This window comes from Streptomyces sp. TE5632, from assembly GCF_054061295.1.
Genome location: NZ_JBSSEA010000003.1, coordinates 5,917,642 through 5,933,306 on the forward strand (window position 1 = coordinate 5,917,642; position 15,665 = coordinate 5,933,306).

The window sequence follows — 15,665 nt, forward strand, 5'->3', positions numbered from 1 at the left end:
CCATGGTTGCTCATACGCGATGTCGTTGTCGGACATGAGCCACGTGGACGGTGCGTGCGGCTGATCAGCGGACCGGCGGTTTCGGCCCCTCGCTGTCAGCGGCGATTGTCCCCGCGGCCGCAGTCGCGCCGGTCGCGGCGGTTGTCGTCGCGGACGTTGCCGCGGTCGCGGTCGTTGTCCATGGCGCAGGAGCCGGTGACGACGCGCCGGGCGTCGGAGTGGGGCGATGATGCCGAGGCCCGTACCGCCCGCGGCGAGCACGGCGCCCGCCACGAGAGTCACCGAGGCGGTCGCGGTGGGCGGGGATCCGGCGAACCAGCATCACGAATCCCAGCAGGGCGACCGGCAGCAGCAGGCCGAAGGAGGTCCAGACCAGGGCGCTCTTTTCGGCTACGACATAAATGATCCGTACCACCAGTCCGCTCGCGGCCAGGACAAAGTGCCCGAAAACCACAGGTGCGGGCAGGCGGCTGGTGCCGGACTGCTGCTGGAGGATTCCGCTGCGTTGGATCCAGATGCCGAGCATGTAGAAGCCGCCGAGGGCGGTGATCACCCAGGTGATCAGTGCGGCGATGCCCATGGGGACTCCCAAGTGATGAGATGTCGAAGGCAGCCGGACGGCACCGGCCCGCTGTGCAGGGTCGTGCAGTATCAGGCGGCTCTACCTTCTTGATCGGGTTGATCGAGCCATTCGTAGGGTTGGGTCGCCCAGGGGTGCTGGGTGTGGCTATCAGGCGGCTGCCGTCTCGTGGCTTCCCTTGCTTCGCCGCCCGGCGCCCCACGACGACTCGGCCGCCGATTAGGAAGTGCGAACAAGTCGCTGTGTAGAGCAATGCCGGCGAGGTCGTCCGTGGCACGAGCAGTACGAACACGCACGTCAGGAGCACAATGAGCCGGATATGGGCGGGGATCGACAGCGGCAAGGGCCATCACCACGGCCTTGTTCTGGACGCCGAGGGCAAGACCCTGTTGTCGCGGCGGGTGGCCAACGACGAGCCCGAGCTGCTGAAGCTGATCGGTGACGTCCTGGACCTGGCCGACGGCCGTGAGGTCACCTGGGCCATCGACATGACCGGCGGGGAGCCGGCACTGCTGCTGGCCTTGCTGGTCAACCACGGCCAGGAGGTCCTCTACATGCCCGGCCGGCTGGTCAACCGGGCATCCGACGGCTACCGCGGCGAGGGCAAGACCGACGCCCGCGACGCCTACGTGATCGCCGACCAGGCCAGAATGCGCCGCGACCTGCGGCCCATCCGCCCCGGTGACGAGACGGCCGTGGAACTCAAGCTGCTGACCGGACGCCGGTCCGACCTGGTCGAGGACCGCACCCGCGCGGTGAACCGCCTGCGCGGCACCCTGCTGAGCATGTTCCCGGCCCTGGAGCGGGCCCTGGACGTGACCAACACCGGCCCGCTCAGGCTGCTGACGGGTTACCAGACGCCGGCCGCGATCCGCCGGGCCGGCATCGCGCGGCTTGCGAAGTGGCTGGCCAACCGCAAGGTCCGCAACGCCAGAGCCCTGGCCGAGGCGGCGGTCGAGGCCGCCGAGCGCCAGCACACCGCCGTCCCCGGGGAGAAGACCATCGCCAGGCTGGTCCACACCCTGGCCGAGGAGGTGATGGCCCTCAACGAGCAGATCCGTGAGCTGGACAAGCTCATCGAGGGCCGGTTTCGCGAGCACGAGCTCGCCGACATCCTTCTGAGCGTCCCGGGCATCGGCACGGTTCTGGGAGCGGAGTTCCTCGCCGGCGTCCGCGGCGGCCTGGACGAGTTCGACTCCCCGGACGCCCTGGCGGCCTTCGCCGGCGTCGCCCCGGCACCGCGCGACTCGGGCAAGGTCAGCGGCAACCTTCACCGGCCGCTCGTCTATCACCGAAAACTTCAGCGCGTTTTTTACACCTCCGCGCTGGTCAGCGTCCGCTATGACCCGAACTCGCGGAAGTTCTACGACCGTAAACGCGCCGAGGGGAAGAAGCACGTCCAGGCCGTGCTCGCCCTTGCCCGCCGGCGCGTCAACGTCATCTGGGCCCTGATCCGCGACCGACGGTGCTACGAAGTGGCGCCACCGGTGACTACGGCAGCTTGACAACAGCATTAGGAAGCAGGGCGGGCGTTTCGCGTGCTGCCGCCGGGCGTGTATCCCTCGGCCTGGGTGTTCTCGTCGGCGACGCGGACGCCGTAGCGATAGGCGAGCCTGCCACCCAGGAATCCCGAGACGCCCAGGACCGCCACGCTGAGTGCGGACAGGACGAGCCTGTCCAGTCCGACACTTCCGCCGCCGGTGTGATCGCTGTACCGCCACAGGAAGTTGACGGCGTAGGCGGCGGTCACCAGCAGGTTCAGCGTCATGTGGACCAGGGCGGCGCGAGAGGCAGGGGCCCGGCCGGGGATCGCGAACAGGTCGAGGAATCCGACCATCGCCGCCGGCAGGGCACCGATCACCCCGACCGCGATCAGCCACTCCGAGGACTGGGTCAGGAAACCCGGACGGCTGACGACGTGGGAAGCGATGTCGAACACCAGGCTGGTCGCCCAGGCGCCGATCGGCACCGTGACCAGGATCGGGTGGAACGGGTGGCCGTACGGGCCGGCGAGCGAGGCGCTGACCGGACGCTTCGCCTGAAGCTGTGCCTCATCAGCCATCGCAACCTCCTTTGATTTCACCAATAAAGATCGGTTTTATTGAGAGGGGGCGTCAAGGTACGCAGGACACGGGGTTGCAAGAGCACTTGCGCCCACGCAGATGAGAGTTACCGTGGTCCTGTGGCCTCCGATCAGACAGCACAGGCCGACGCGGCCGGCAGCGCCATCGACTCCGTCAGCGTCCTGAGCGAGGACTCACGGCGGCGCATGTTCACCTTCATCCGCCGTGCGGGCCGCGCTGTCACCCGCGACGAGGCCGCCGCCAGCGTCGGCATATCCCGCAAGCTCGCCGCCTTCCACCTCGACAAGCTCGTCGACGCCGGCCTGCTGCGCGCCCGGTACGAGACGCCCGGCGGGATCCGCAAGGTCGGCAGACGGCCGAAGGTGTACGAGCCCACCGACGCCCAGATCACCGTGAGCATCCCCGACCGGCGCCACGAACTCCTGGCGGACCTTCTCCTGGACGCCGTCCTGACCGAGGAGGCCGACGAAAACGCCGCGCAGGCGGCGGTGCGGACCGCCGAACAGCGTGGCCGGCAGATGGGCGAAGCCGCGCGGGAGGAAATCCGTCCAGGGCGCCTGGGCCCCGAGCGGGGGCTGACCGCCTGTGAACGGCTGCTGGACAGGTACGGCTACGAGCCCGTCCGGGAAGGCCCGACCCAGCTCCGGCTGCGCAACTGCCCGTTCCAGCCGCTGGCCGCGAAGGCCCCTGACCTGGTGTGCGGCATGAACCAGGCATTCCTCAGCGGCTACCTCACCGGCCTGCAGGTCAACGGGGTTCAGGCTGTCCTGGCCCCCGAGCCCGGCGAATGCTGCGTGCGACTGGGCCCGAACGACACCGATCGCGATGACCAGATACTCCAGGACCACTGACGCGATACCGGCCGTCTGCCCCCGCGGGCCACCGCCCGGATCGACGCTGCCCGCAGCGAAAGGGGCGGATGGGGAGGGGGCTCGCCCGCGAGACCACGCGGAGCTCACCCATCACCGGTGCTCGACATCCGGTCGAGCTGGGGGAAACGTCCGTTCTGGCGTTCCAACCGGAGCATTGCCATGTTGACCAAAAGCATCCTCAACCCTCTTGTCTCTTCCACGGAACCGGTGGCGCATCGCACCACCGCGCCCATGACGACCGCCGCCGACTTCGGCCTGCTGCTCATCAGGCTGACCTTCGGCCTGCTGATGGCCGCACACGGGGCTCAGAAAGTTTTCGGACTCTTCGGCGGCGAGGGCCTGACGGCGACCGGCAAGGGGTTCGCGGCCCTGGGCTACCACCCGGGAGAGCTCTTCGCCGTGATCGGGGGAATGTCCGAGTTGCTCGGTGGCCTCGGTCTGGCCCTCGGCCTGCTGACGCCGCTGGCGGCTGCCGCCCTGATCGGCGTCATGATCAATGCGATGGCCACGGTCACCGGCGCCCACGGCCTGTGGGAGACGGACGGCGGCGTGGAATACAGCGTCTGTATCGCTGTCGTCGCCCTGGCCGTCGCTGCCATCGGTCCGGGCCGGCTGGCTGCCGACCGCCCATTCCGCTGGGGCAAGGGCGGCTGGAAAGAGGCAGCTTTCGCCCTCGGCCTGGGCGGCGTCGCCGCCGCGATCACACTCACCCTGTAGGCGCAAAGCGCCCCCCCCGCGGCTCCCGCTGCGCGCCGTCGAGGGCCGCGCGCCAGGCGCTCCTGCGCTCGGCCATGCCGTTCCCGCTGAGTGAGCAGGCCACCGGGACACTGCGCCTGTGTCGATCACGAGCGTTGTTGACATCGGCCGGGCTTGATCATGGCGAAGACCTCCGGTGTGGTGGGGATGTCGAGTCTTCACCACACGGAGGTCGGGCTTTTTCCCAAGGCCGGGTAGTCGACGATCTCCGCGCTCTGTCAAGGGAATTCGGAGACCGGTGATCGCGGTGCAGACACCTGGACCGGCCTTGTGGATGAGGCTGCTGTCAGCCCATCGTGAAAGTTGTCCGTACAAGGTGCCGGGGGTGGCGTCGCCGAGGCGGTAGGCGATGTCGCGGGTTCGCCAGGAACGGTCGGGGGCTTCCTGGAGCAGGGCCAGGACGCGTTCTCGGCGGCGGTCGGCCGGGGCGGTGTCGGTCGTCCCGGGAGGCAGCGGGAAGCGGGGTCCGCCGGGGCGGGGGTTCGAGGACGGTGATGTCGAGACCGGTGACGGTGCGGCTGCGGCCGGGCCCGCCGTCGGGGCGTTGTTCGTTGTACCGGGAAATGGGTGATGTGACCTTGCGGGTGCTCACTCGTGGGCGGCGGGCCGGGAGCAAGGAAGCCAGGATCCGGCGGCCGATGGTGCCGATCGGATCGGTGGCGTCGTGGATCACGCCAGAAGCCTGGACGACCTGGTCACGGGCGGTGTGGAGGGCGATGGTGAACCCGCAGCGGTCCGGGGCGGTGCCGGGGCGGGACTTGGCGGCGTCGACCATGGCGGCACGTAAAAGCTGGTAGAGCGTCAGCACGGACCACATCCCCTGCTCGGTCCCGACGGGATCGCCCGACCGCAGGACGCGTCCCTGCATGATCGTGTGACGCAGCGCGTAGTACGCCGATTCGTGTCCCCACTGCTGGTGGTGGAGGGTGACCAGGGCTGCGGCGGGTGTCGGTCAGGGCGGTGACCAGTCGGTAGGAACCGATGAAGGCGGTGCCGTCCTCGCGGGTCACGGTGATTCGGGCCTCGACGATCCGTACCCGGACGGTGCCGATCACCGACAGGTAGGAGCCGTCGGCGAGCCGGACCAGGACCGGGGTGCGCCGGTTGCTGCGCAGTCGACCCAACACCTGCGCGCCGGTGGCGGTCACCCGGGCGAGGAAGTCGTTTCCGTCGAAGCCCTTGTCCCACAGCACCAGCATGTCCGGCGTCAACAGGTGCAGCAGGTGCCGGGCATGCTGGTCTCGCCTTCGCCGGTGGGGCCGAAGACCGCGCCGATCAGGGCCCGGGTCCCGGTCTCCACCAGCGTCATCAGCTCCAGCAGCGGGGAGCCGCCGTGCCGCGGGGAGCCGAGCCAGGCCCGGTTGCGGTCGGTGTCCGGGGCCTTGATCGAGCTGCAGCCGTAGAAGGAGACCGTGCGGTACGAACCGAACCGCACACCGGGCGTCCTCGGTGCGCCGGCGGCCCGGACAGCACCTCGTACAGTCTGCGCATCGGGGCACTGCCGAGCCTGCGGCGCAGGTCACGCAGGGCCTTCGTGGTCGGCAGGGCAGTCGCCGGGTCGACAAGACCCGCCGGCGAGCGGTGCTATGGCCCGCGACCTGCGCTTGATCTTCGTTACGTGATGATCACCGGTGGTCGCACCCACCCTCGCATCGCCCCTGGCCGGCCAGAACGCGGTCTATGGCCGGGACACATAGGATAAGCGCGGTGGCGGATCTCGGGGCCTTCGGTGGAAGGAGGTTCGTGATGACACACGATGGCGGGTTGAGACTGCATCTGCAGCGCGTCCTCCGCGCACCGCGCTCAGTCGTATTCCGAGCATTGACCGAACCGCAGGAACTGGCCAAGTGGTGGGGTCCTGGCGGTTTCGCCATCCCGAGTGTGGAAAGCGACCTCCGGCCAGGCGGTAGTTATCGGATTTCGATGCAGCCTCCGGAAGGCGATCGATTCTACCTGGTGGGGGAATTCGTTGAGGTCGATCCTCCGGAACACCTGTCCTACACCTTCCGGTGGGAGGATCCCGATCCTGAGGACCGGGAGACGATGGTGACGCTGTGGCTCCGCGATATCGACGGTACGCGGGCCGAGTTGGTCTTGAACCAGGGCGACTTCGCCACAACGCGGCGCCAAGCTCTCCACGAGGAAGGCTGGACTCAGAGTCTCAACAAGCTTGAGGAACTCATTTCGTCGGCTGCGTCGGCCTGATGAAGGCGGACAGGGATCTTGGTGCGGCGCCGGCGGAGCGGAAGCCCTTCATCGTCCGTTCGCGCCGCCGGGTGGGCCGGTGCGGGTTCTCCGCCCGGTTGTTCAGGTACTTCGAGGTGCGGTGCTCCACCCCCGGCATGGCCTGGCGGTGGGCCGCTCCGTAGGAGCGGAGCCTGGCGGTGACCACCACACGCGGCACGCACTCCGGGCTTTTCGGGAGCCGACGGAAGAACCGCACGGCGGCACGGGTGTCGCGCTTGGGCCGGACGAGGATGTCCCGTACGTTCCCGTGCTGGTCCACCGCCCGCCACAGGTACTGCCGCTCGCCGTTGACCGTGATGAAGACCTCGTCGAGGTGCCGCGTGTCGCCGGGCGGGGACCTCGGCGGCGCAGCGCGTTGGCGTGGGCCTGCCTGGACCTGGCGCCCCAGCGGCGGACCGTCTCGCAGGAGACGACGACACCGCGCCCGGGCGGCAGGTCCTCGTGCCCGGGGCGGGAACCAGCCGGCCGGAACGACTCGTCACTGATCGCGACCGCCACTCAAGGCGGCGGGGGACATCATGGGTGGAGCAACAGCGGGGGGTTTCATGAAGCGTGCATCTGCGGCAAGAACGGGTCTGGCGGCCGTGGCGGTGGTGGCGATGCTGGCGGTCAGCGGCTGCCGGGGGGACGACACGGGCCTCCCCGACCCCGACTCCCCGAGCGGGCAGGTCTCCGAATCCGCGTCGCCGACGCCTTCGGCGGAGCAAAGCGGTCCGCGCACCCTGGTGGACGCCACCCGAGCGGGTGGCCTGGACAGGCTGGCGGGAGACCAGGCCCTGACGGACGCCCCGGTCGACCCGGGAGAGATGCGGGACGGCATGACGCTGGTCCTCGGCAGCTACGGGGCCCCGGGCGGGCAGGGTGCGCCGGTGCTGTTCGAGGGCGTCGACCACGTGCCCGAGGACACCGGCAGGCGCCGTGAGCACCTGTTCCGGGGCATGATCGAGTACATCCGGTGGGACCCGGAGCTGGGGCAGCCCGAGGCGCAGCCGGTGGAGCCCGGGCCGCTCGGCGGCTCGGTGGAGTGCCTGCTCGCCTCGCTGAGCGAGGAGGGCAGCGTCATCTGCGGGTGGGCCGACGAGGGCACGGCGGCCGTCGCGCTCTTCGAGGACAGCACGCTCGCCGACGCGGGAAAGCTCTTCGTCGAGATGCGTGGGGACCTGGAGCGCTGACCGACCGGCGAGCGAGAACAGGGCCGCAGCCCCGGCCGGCGGGCCGGACACTCTGTCCCCGGAGGTCCGGAGGGCTCCCGGGACCTCCGGGACCGCGTCGGGACGTACCGGCGCTCCCCGGCATCGTCGATGCCCTGACCGAAGCCGGCACCCGCGGGAGCCGGCTTCGGGGTGACGTTCCTTGACGCGTCCCCCTCCAGTCAGCGCAGGGTCGGTACGGTGCCGCACTCCGCCCACGTGACGTCGACCCCGTGCAGGTCGCTGCCCCACTCTTCGGAGATTTCCGCGAGCCGGGCAGCGTCGGGCGGGGTGCGGCCGAGGCCGATTGCGTACCGTGCGAACGCCGACCCGGTCTCGAACGGGCGGGGCCAGGCGTACGCATCCCCCGCTCCGGCGTCCTCCAGAGCGGTGAGCAGCGCCCGCAGACGCCCCCGGACGCGCCCCGGAGTCCCCTCGAACTCCTCGGCAGGGCCGGGTCTACGGTCAGGATCGCCCAGGCCGCGTGCTGCCGGTGCAGGGAGGGCGGCGACAACAGCTCGGGCCAGGGGGGTCCGTGCCTGCATCCGCTGCCGTTTCCAGGACGGTCCAGGCGCGGTAGAGCTCATCGGTCAGCAGGTCCCGGAAGCAGGCGCCGACTGAAGCCCGACCCCTGCTGGGACTCCCTTGGTGATGGCAGCGTCTCCGCGCTGTTCGGCGACCGTCGGCTGGAAGTCGAAGAGCAGGAGCTACGGCGCGACCCGAGGCCCGCCTCGCTCTCGTACGGGCAGTGCCGGATCACCGGCTTCAGGGGCGAGGAGGCGCGCCGGCGAGCGGTCGTGCGAGTGCACATTCTCGACGGTCTGTACGGCACCGACGGCCGCAACTGGCCGTCCGAGTTCCTTTCCAGCCGCATGGTCGCGCTGGGCAGTGATCTGCCGGGCGCGGTGCACACGGGAGGCCAGCCGGCACACGGTCACGAAGCAGCGGCGCGCCAGATCGGCCCAGCCGGACCGAGCAGCGGCTCGCAGGACAGGAACCGAGTCGCTCGATTCACCGTTCGGCGGCGTGTTCCTGCTGATGGCCTCTCGGTACTTCACGGGGGAGACCACGCTGCCGGCCCGCGCCGGCCGTCTGACTGACGCGGTTGCTTATCGCCGGTTCGCGGCTGGCGCTGCCTCGGAGGTGGGGGCGTCGCGCAGGCCGATCCGCAGGTGCTCCACATGGAAGAGGGCTTGCTCCAGGAGTTCGGCGACATGGTTGTCGTACAGCGAGTAGACGACGGAGCGACCGTGACGCTCGCCGGAGACCAGTCCCAGGTTGCGCAGCAGGCGCAGCTGGTGGGAGCAGGCGGAGGCTTCCATGCCAACGGAGTCGGCGAGGTCGCCGACCGAGCAGGGACCTTCCTGGAGCCGGGCCAGGATATACAGGCGTGAGGGGGTGGCCAGAGCCTGGAGGGTCGCGGCGACGTCGGTCACCCCCGCCGCGTCCAGTCGCTCGCGCGGGGTGGCGTTGTTCCTGTTGTCGGCTCCGTGACCCATGGCGTCCATCCTAGCGGTGACGTATGAAAACCTGTTCAGGTATTCCTGTACGGTGGGGGTCGTTTCCCCACCCGCCCGTGAAGGGTTGTTTTGTCATGTTCTCTGTCCTGGATCAGCGGCCCGCGTCGGTCGCCGCCGGGCCGCGTCCCTCCCTGCCGCGGCGCCGCACGCGCGTGCTGGCGCTGCCGGAGGCCCGGTGGGCGCTGGCTGCGCTGGTGCTGTTCCTGCTCGCCCTGCCGCCGTACCTGCTGGGTGCCCCGGGGTGGCTGTGGGGGGCGCTGTTCGCCGCCGTCTATGTCGCCGGCGGCTGGGAACCGGGCTGGGAGGGCTTGAAGGCCCTGAGGGACAAGACGCTGGACGTGGACCTGCTGATGGTCGTCGCGGCGCTCGGCGCCGCCGCGATCGGTCAGGTCCTGGACGGTGCGCTGCTGATCGTCATTTTCGCCACCTCCGGAGCCCTGGAGGCGGTCGCGACCGCCCGCACCGCGGACTCCGTGCGCGGCCTGCTCGACCTCGCCCCCGCCACCGCGACGCGGCTCCTGCCCGACGGCACCGAGGAGAGCGTCGACGCCGCACATCTGAAGGTCGGGGACACGATCCTGGTCCGCCCCGGTGAACTGGTCGGCGCCGACGGGCAGGTCCTCGACGGAGCCGGCGATGTCGACCAGGCCACCATCACCGGCGAACCGCTGCCGGTGGCGAAGGAGGCCGGGGACGAGGTGTTCGCCGGCACCGTCAACGGCACCGGCGCCCTGCGCGTGCGTGTCGAGCGTGACCCGGCGGACTCGGTGATCGCCCGGATCGTGACGATGGTCGAGGAAGCCTCCGAGACCAAGGCCCCCACGCAGCTGTTCATCGAGAAGATCGAGCAGCGTTATTCGATCGGCATGGTGATCGCGACCCTGGCCGTCTTCGCCGTCCCGCTCGCCTTCGGCGACGAGCCGCAGTCGGCTCTGCTGCGGGCGATGACGTTCATGATCGTCGCTTCGCCCTGCGCGGTGGTGCTTTCCACGATGCCGCCGCTGCTGTCCGCGATTGCCAACGCCGGACGCCACGGTGTGCTCGTCAAGTCCGCCGTCGTGATGGAACGCCTCGGGCAGATCGACGCCGTCGCGCTCGACAAGACCGGCACTCTGACCGAGGGCACCCCACGCGTCACCGACATCCGCCCGCTGCCCGGCAGCGCCCTGGACGAGGACGAGGTGCTCGCCCTCGCCGCCTCGGCCGAGCACCCCAGCGAGCACCCGCTGGCACGCGCCGTCGTGGACGCCGCCCGCGATGGAGGTCTGGTTATTGCCGACGCGGGCGATTTCACCTCCGTCCCCGGTCAGGGCGTCACCGCCACCGTCGCCGGCCGCACCGTCCAGGTCGGCTCCCCCGCCCGGCTGCTGCCCGCCGACGCCGACCCGGCCCACCATAAGGTGGTGCGGGAGCTGGAGGATGCCGGGCGTACCGCGGTGGCGGTGCTGCGCGACGGCGCACCGGTGGGGGTGCTGGGCATCGCCGACCGACCGAGGCCGGACGCCGCTGCCACCGTCGCCGCACTCACTCGCCTGACCGGCCGCACCCCGGTGCTGCTGACCGGCGACAACGAGCGCGCCGCGCGGTACCTGGCCGCCGAAGTCGGCATCACCGACGTCCGCGCCGGGCTGCTGCCGCAGGACAAGGTCATCGCCGTGAAGGAATGGCGAGATCAGGGCCGCAGGGTGCTCGTCGTCGGGGACGGCGTCAACGACGCACCCGCGCTTGCCGCCGCCCATTCCGGGATCGCCATGGGCAAGGCCGGCTCGGACCTCGCCCTGGAGACCGCGGACGCCGTCGTGGTCCGTGACGAGCTGTCGACCATCCCCGCCGTAGTGAACCTCTCGTGCACCGCCCGCCGCCTGGTCATCCAGAACCTGGCCATCGCCGGGGTGTTCATCACCGCCCTGGTCGCCTGGGACCTGATCGGCACCCTCCCGCTGCCCCTCGGCGTCGCGGGGCACGAGGGCTCCACCGTCATCGTCGGCCTCAACGGTCTGCGCCTGCTGCGCGAGGCCGCCTGGACCACCTCTGCCAAGGACATCGCATGAGCAAACGCACCCGCCGTGCCGCCCCCGCAACGGGGGCGGCACGGCCCACCATCACCGTCTGCCGCGGCTGCTGCTGCGGCACCCCCAAGATCCCCGGCCTCGACCACACAGCCCAACTGCGCGACCTGCGCCAGGCCGTGGAGGGCGCCGCGACCGTACGGGTCACCGACTGCCTCGGCACGTGCGAACGCGCCAACGTCATCGTCGTCCAGCCCTCCGCCGACGGCCGCAAGAACGGCGGTGCCCCCGTCTGGCTCGGCCTGGTCAACGACCCCGACGCCACCACCGACATCACCACCTGGGTCCACAACGGCGGTCCCGGCCTCACCGATCCACCAGGCATCCTCGACCTGTACACCTTCCAGCCCTCACGCCGCGTCCGCGCCGAACTCCACGACTGACCGACCCCTTTGGGCCGGGCCCTTCGCATCCGGCGGCACACCAGCAGGCCCTCGCCCCAGTGCGCCACGATCGGTACACGTTCCCGGGCCTCGATCAGAGCGGCGTGCGCCGAGGCGAACGTGTCTGCCCGCGCCCGTCGGCGAGCACACCGCATGCCCGCGCAGCCACCGGCCCCTGCTCGCCGCCGCCAAGGCGCAGCGGTCGGTATCCCTGCCAAGGCCGAGCCAGAAGCAGTTTGCGCAGCTGGAGGCGGAGCCGGAAGGGGCTGGCCGCGCACGGGGAGGACCAGCGGTGGACGCTGGTGCGAATCAAGCCGGTCCTGCCACGTGCCGGCGCGACGGACCGCGGAGCGGGACGACGAAGCCGTCACGGGGTGGGGCAAGGCGGTGGGGTCTTGCGCGGAAGGCTCGTGTCGGCCCGTGGACCCTGGCTCTTCGAGGACGAAGCCGGTTCCTCCACGGCGCCGCCTCAGACGAAGACCTGGTCACAGCGTGGCCGTCGGCTGAGACGACGAGCCGGGGCAGCTCAGGCTGCGCCGTAGAAGTGGAGCTTGTCGGTGACCACCACCCGCGGCCGGTGCGGGCCTTCTCGAGCGGTTTGCGGAAGAAGCGCCGGGCCGCGGCCTTGTCCCGGCGGTCCTGGACCAGGATGTCGAGCACGTTGCCGGCGGCGTCGACAGCTCGCCACAGGTACTTCAGCTCACCGTCATGCGGATGCTGCGCGAACACGACGAGCACACAACTGCGACGGAACCCGTGTGCGGGGCCGTGTGTCCGGGCCGGAAGCCGCCGTTCGGACCACCCAAGGGGGCCCTTCAGGTGATGGCCGGACGCCTCATGAGCCAGGCAGTTGTGACAGGGGTACGAGGTCTCAGCAGAGGACGAACCCAGAACCACCCGAGGAGCTTGGCGATGTACGCAGCGGTCCGGCGGTACGAAGGGGTGACCGATCCGGCAGAGGCGGGACGCCTCGTGAACGAGGGCTTCGTGCCGCTCATGCGCCAGGTCTCCGGCTTCGTGGCCTACTACTGGATCGATGCCGGGGACGGAGTGATGGTCTCGACCAGTGTCTTCCAGGACCGGGCCGGTGCCGAGGAATCGATCTCGAGGGCGGCGGACTTCGTGCGGGACAACCTTGCGTCCCTGCTCCCCAACCCTCCCCAGGTCACGGCCGGAGAGGTTCTGGCTTCCGCATAGCAGCGTCCGGCCCGGCCTCCTGGGTTCCCCGTGACGGTGAGTGAGGAGCTGACGTGGCTGGGAGGGCGGGGCCCGTTCCGGCGTTCGGTTTCGAAGGTGTTCCTTCGGCGGTCGTGAGCCGGGTGCCGGTTTTCTGCCGTCGACGACTGCTCGCTGTTCCCGGGAGCGCAGGCCCTCCAGCATCATCGGGGTGAGCGCCTCGGCGACCCTGTCACGGTCGACCGGCCGGCCCTCGAGCCGGACCACGGTGGCGTGGAACCGGGCGGAGCCGAAGCCGGCCCGCACGGCCGGTTCGAGGTCGAAGTCGCGGTGCCGCCACGGGGAAAGGCCGGTCTCGAGCACCTCGCGGAGCTGAGCCGGGTACGGCGCGATCCGCTCCCGCAGGCGCAGTGCACGCCCGCCTCGGTCAACCGGCGTGACCGCGGGCCGCCGCACGCGTTCGACGAGTCGGCGGAGACGATCGCCGCGGTCGTCTCGAAGCCGCTCGCAAAGGGTTACGGCGAGGTCGAAGTCTCGCGGCAGGCGCTGGGGGACCGGGTGGAGCCGCTGCTGCGCGACGGCGTGCCGTTCGGCAGCCCGGCGTGCATCCCGGGCCACTACAACAACGAGGGGGCAGCCGTTCGGGAAGACCTTCGAGCTGAGCGTCGGCGACCCGCGGGGTGCCACCGCGTTCTTCGCGATGATCGACGAGTGGCGGCGGGCCGGCGAGTTCCCGGAGCCGGAGCGGCGCCGGTGCGGCGGCTGAACGCCCCGCCGTCGAACGGCACGGCATGCTCGCCGTGCCGTTCGACGGGACCGCCCCGATGACGGATCGGTCCGCGGGCCGAGGGAGGCCGGGCGGGGCCCCGGGGCGATGCCACGCCGGACGGGTCGACGGGGGCGCCTCCTCAGGGCTGACGCTCGCTCGGCGCCTCTGCGCAGGTGACCTCGTCACGTGGGGTGTAGTGCGTGCGGAACGGTTCCCGCTTCACTTCCCGGCCGTCGTCGCGGAAGACCCGTTCCACGGTGACGTCGAAGCCCTCGAGCGGGGTCTGCGGCACGCACTTCTCAGCGGTGCTCACCTTCTTCGTCGGCTGCCGCACGTTGGTGCGCGGCCCCTTGACCGACGTGATCTCGTCGTACTTCTTCGTGCCGAGGAAGGTGACGGTCACCGAGGTGTCGGTGGACTCGGCCTGGATGTAGACGGCCTTGCCGGAGTCGTTGGCGAACCTCAGGTCGAGGCTGTCCCAGGCGACCGTCGCCTCACGGCCCTCGGGGTAGCGTTCGATGTAGAAGGAGTGGGCGCCGTACTCGACGGGCTTGACCCCGGCGAAGAACATCGCGTTGAAGACGGTCGTGGCCACGGCGGAGACACCGCCGCCGGACGCCTTGACGTACTGGTCGTCGAAGATCATGATGCCGTCGACGAAGCCGTTGGCCCGGGTGCGCTCGCCGACGGTCCGGTTGAAGCTCCAGGTCTCGTCCGGCATGACGACGGAGCCGTTGATGAGTTCCACGGCCCGGCCGATGTTCGTCGTGCGGTAGGCGGCCGGCTCGAAGGTGACGGTGAAGGAGGACATCTTCTCCGTCAGCCCCAGCCGGGCGGCGTTCTCGCGGGTGACCTCCGGCTGGATCCGCTGTGTGGCCACCTCGCCGGTGCGGGCGGCGCCCGACTCGGTGAGCAGGGGCAGGACGGCCTTGCTCAGGGCCTTGTCGGTGACCTTCACGGCGGGTCGGGCGTCGGCGGTCACCACGACCTTCTCGCCCTCGAGCCCCAGCCGGGCGTTCCGGGGCGTGGTGGGGAGGTCGTTCAGGGCGCCGGCCACCGCGGGGGCGGCGCGCAGGCCCTCGCCGTCGAGCTTCGGCGTGAGCCTGCCGGTGTCGTCCGGCCGCATCGTCAGGTACCCGCCCAGCACGGCCGGGGTGATCGTGAACCGCTTGTCGCCCGCGGTGAGCGTGACCGGTGCCGACATCGCCGGCTGCGCGAACTCGCGCACCGCCCGCCGTACCTCTTCCGCCGTGACCTTCGGCCTGGTCTCGCGTGCGGGCAGCACCGTGACCGAGTCCGCCGCGCCGCGCAGGAAGGGGGCGCGCAGGGCACCGGTCGCGGCGTCCACGTCCAGCGCGTACCCGGTGCGCGGGGCGATCTGCTCGACACGGCCGTCGTCGAAGGAGACGGCACCGTCGCGGACCTTCCGGTCGAGCGTCTTCGCCAGCTTCCCGAGGGTGGTACGGGCCTTGTCCTCGTCGATCCGCACGACCGGTTCGATGTCACCGCCCGAGCGGAACAGCCCGCCGACCACGCTGACCGGATCGGCGCCGGTGGACGCCGCCCGGTCAAGGGTCTCCCGGATGTCGAAGGTGAGCCCCGCCTGCCGCGGATCGACCGTGCCCTTGCGGTCGCCGACCTGCACCGCCAGCTTCCGCGAGCCGGCCGCCGCCAGGTGCTGCTCCAGCTTCCGGGCGGCTTCCTCGCGGGTCAGGCCGCCGATGTCCAGGCCGCGCACCGTCGTACCCGCCTCGATCTCACCGCCGGTGAGCAGCAGCCCGGCCAGGTACAGGCCGCCGATGCCGACGGTCAGCGCACCGCCCGCCAGGGCGACGGGCGGGAGCGAGGCCTTTCGAGGGACGGAGGGTATTCGGGGGTGCATGGGTCTCCTGATTGGTCGATGTAGCGTACACCCAATGCCGCGGCGTTATGTGCGAGAACGGTCCGTCAAGCTATGAACAACCGGACACCACAGGGTATATCCCGGATCACGTCGGTCCTCCCCGATCAGCTGCCCGA

General features: G+C 70.5%; 15 protein-coding genes and 2 pseudogenes. 9 read left to right on the forward strand and 8 right to left on the reverse strand.

The window, feature by feature from the left end:
• Positions 1-64: 64 nt before the first annotated feature.
• On the reverse strand, positions 65-580 hold the full coding sequence (locus ACVW19_RS32210; protein ID WP_457463934.1) for a hypothetical protein: 516 nt from the start codon (positions 578-580) through the stop codon (positions 65-67).
• Between the two features lie 308 nt (positions 581-888).
• On the opposite strand from ACVW19_RS32210, the gene ACVW19_RS32215 reads away from it, so the two are divergent.
• Positions 889-2,085 carry an IS110 family RNA-guided transposase gene (locus ACVW19_RS32215; protein WP_457463935.1) on the forward strand — a complete coding sequence of 399 codons (1,197 nt, stop codon included), beginning with the start codon at positions 889-891 and terminating at the stop codon, positions 2,083-2,085.
• Positions 2,086-2,093: 8 nt separating this feature from the next.
• Here ACVW19_RS32215 and ACVW19_RS32220 read toward each other — a convergent pair whose 3' ends face one another.
• Positions 2,094-2,642: a DUF2231 domain-containing protein gene (locus ACVW19_RS32220; protein ID WP_457463937.1), complete on the reverse strand. Its 549-nt coding sequence runs from the start codon at positions 2,640-2,642 to the stop codon at positions 2,094-2,096.
• A gap of 120 nt (positions 2,643-2,762) precedes the next feature.
• On the opposite strand from ACVW19_RS32220, the gene ACVW19_RS32225 reads away from it, so the two are divergent.
• Together ACVW19_RS32225 and ACVW19_RS32230 are read left to right on the forward strand one after the other, a co-directional pair.
• Positions 2,763-3,515, forward strand: a complete 753-nt coding sequence (locus tag ACVW19_RS32225) for a helix-turn-helix transcriptional regulator (protein ID WP_457463939.1) — start codon at positions 2,763-2,765, stop codon at positions 3,513-3,515.
• Between the two features lie 252 nt (positions 3,516-3,767).
• Entirely contained in the window at positions 3,768-4,253 is a 486-nt protein-coding gene (locus tag ACVW19_RS32230) for a DoxX family protein (protein WP_457464879.1), read from the forward strand.
• A gap of 1,246 nt (positions 4,254-5,499) precedes the next feature.
• Here ACVW19_RS32230 and ACVW19_RS32235 read toward each other — a convergent pair.
• Positions 5,500-5,727 carry a hypothetical protein gene (locus ACVW19_RS32235; protein ID WP_457463941.1) on the reverse strand — a complete coding sequence of 76 codons (228 nt, stop codon included), beginning with the start codon at positions 5,725-5,727 and terminating at the stop codon, positions 5,500-5,502.
• Between the two features lie 311 nt (positions 5,728-6,038).
• Here ACVW19_RS32235 and ACVW19_RS32240 point away from each other — a divergent pair, with 311 nt between their 5' ends.
• A complete protein-coding gene (locus ACVW19_RS32240; RefSeq protein ID WP_457463942.1) occupies positions 6,039-6,497 on the forward strand; it encodes an SRPBCC family protein in 459 nt (152 codons plus the stop codon).
• Position 6,498: 1 nt separating this feature from the next.
• On the opposite strand, the pseudogene ACVW19_RS32245 reads toward ACVW19_RS32240, so the two are convergent.
• Positions 6,499-6,980 (reverse strand): annotated as a pseudogene (locus ACVW19_RS32245) (IS6 family transposase); the annotation flags it as partial.
• A gap of 104 nt (positions 6,981-7,084) precedes the next feature.
• On the opposite strand from ACVW19_RS32245, the gene ACVW19_RS32250 reads away from it, so the two are divergent.
• A complete protein-coding gene (locus tag ACVW19_RS32250) occupies positions 7,085-7,711 on the forward strand; it encodes a hypothetical protein (protein ID WP_457463943.1) in 627 nt (208 codons plus the stop codon).
• 200 nt (positions 7,712-7,911) lie between these two features.
• On the opposite strand, the gene ACVW19_RS32255 is transcribed toward ACVW19_RS32250, so the two are convergent.
• Both ACVW19_RS32255 and ACVW19_RS32260 read right to left on the reverse strand, forming a co-directional pair.
• Positions 7,912-8,274 carry a hypothetical protein gene (locus ACVW19_RS32255; protein ID WP_457463945.1) on the reverse strand — a complete coding sequence of 121 codons (363 nt, stop codon included), beginning with the start codon at positions 8,272-8,274 and terminating at the stop codon, positions 7,912-7,914.
• Positions 8,275-8,838: 564 nt separating this feature from the next.
• Positions 8,839-9,228, reverse strand: coding sequence for an ArsR/SmtB family transcription factor (locus ACVW19_RS32260; RefSeq protein ID WP_457463947.1), 390 nt, complete (start codon positions 9,226-9,228; stop codon positions 8,839-8,841).
• Positions 9,229-9,323: 95 nt separating this feature from the next.
• Between ACVW19_RS32260 and ACVW19_RS32265 the strand changes: the two genes are divergently transcribed.
• Both ACVW19_RS32265 and ACVW19_RS32270 read left to right on the forward strand, forming a co-directional pair.
• The gene (locus tag ACVW19_RS32265) at positions 9,324-11,300 is read left to right on the forward strand and encodes a heavy metal translocating P-type ATPase (protein WP_457463948.1); all 1,977 of its coding nucleotides are present in this window, start codon (positions 9,324-9,326) and stop codon (positions 11,298-11,300) included.
• Entirely contained in the window at positions 11,297-11,701 is a 405-nt protein-coding gene (locus ACVW19_RS32270) for a (2Fe-2S) ferredoxin domain-containing protein (RefSeq protein ID WP_457463949.1), read from the forward strand. Before ACVW19_RS32265 ends, ACVW19_RS32270 begins: the two co-directional genes overlap by 4 nt.
• Positions 11,702-12,230: 529 nt before the next feature.
• On the opposite strand, the pseudogene ACVW19_RS32275 reads toward ACVW19_RS32270, so the two are convergent.
• Positions 12,231-12,409 (reverse strand): annotated as a pseudogene (locus ACVW19_RS32275) (DDE-type integrase/transposase/recombinase); the annotation flags it as partial.
• Positions 12,410-12,613: 204 nt separating this feature from the next.
• Here ACVW19_RS32275 and ACVW19_RS32280 point away from each other — a divergent pair.
• Together ACVW19_RS32280 and ACVW19_RS32285 are read left to right on the forward strand one after the other, a co-directional pair.
• A complete protein-coding gene (locus ACVW19_RS32280; protein ID WP_384203297.1) occupies positions 12,614-12,898 on the forward strand; it encodes a hypothetical protein in 285 nt (94 codons plus the stop codon).
• 252 nt (positions 12,899-13,150) lie between these two features.
• Positions 13,151-13,705: a hypothetical protein gene (locus ACVW19_RS32285; RefSeq protein WP_457463950.1), complete on the forward strand. Its 555-nt coding sequence runs from the start codon at positions 13,151-13,153 to the stop codon at positions 13,703-13,705.
• An 80-nt stretch (positions 13,706-13,785) separates the two neighbouring features.
• Here ACVW19_RS32285 and ACVW19_RS32290 read toward each other — a convergent pair whose 3' ends face one another.
• Entirely contained in the window at positions 13,786-15,528 is a 1,743-nt protein-coding gene (locus ACVW19_RS32290; RefSeq protein WP_457463952.1) for a VanW family protein, read from the reverse strand.
• Positions 15,529-15,665 lie beyond the last annotated feature (137 nt).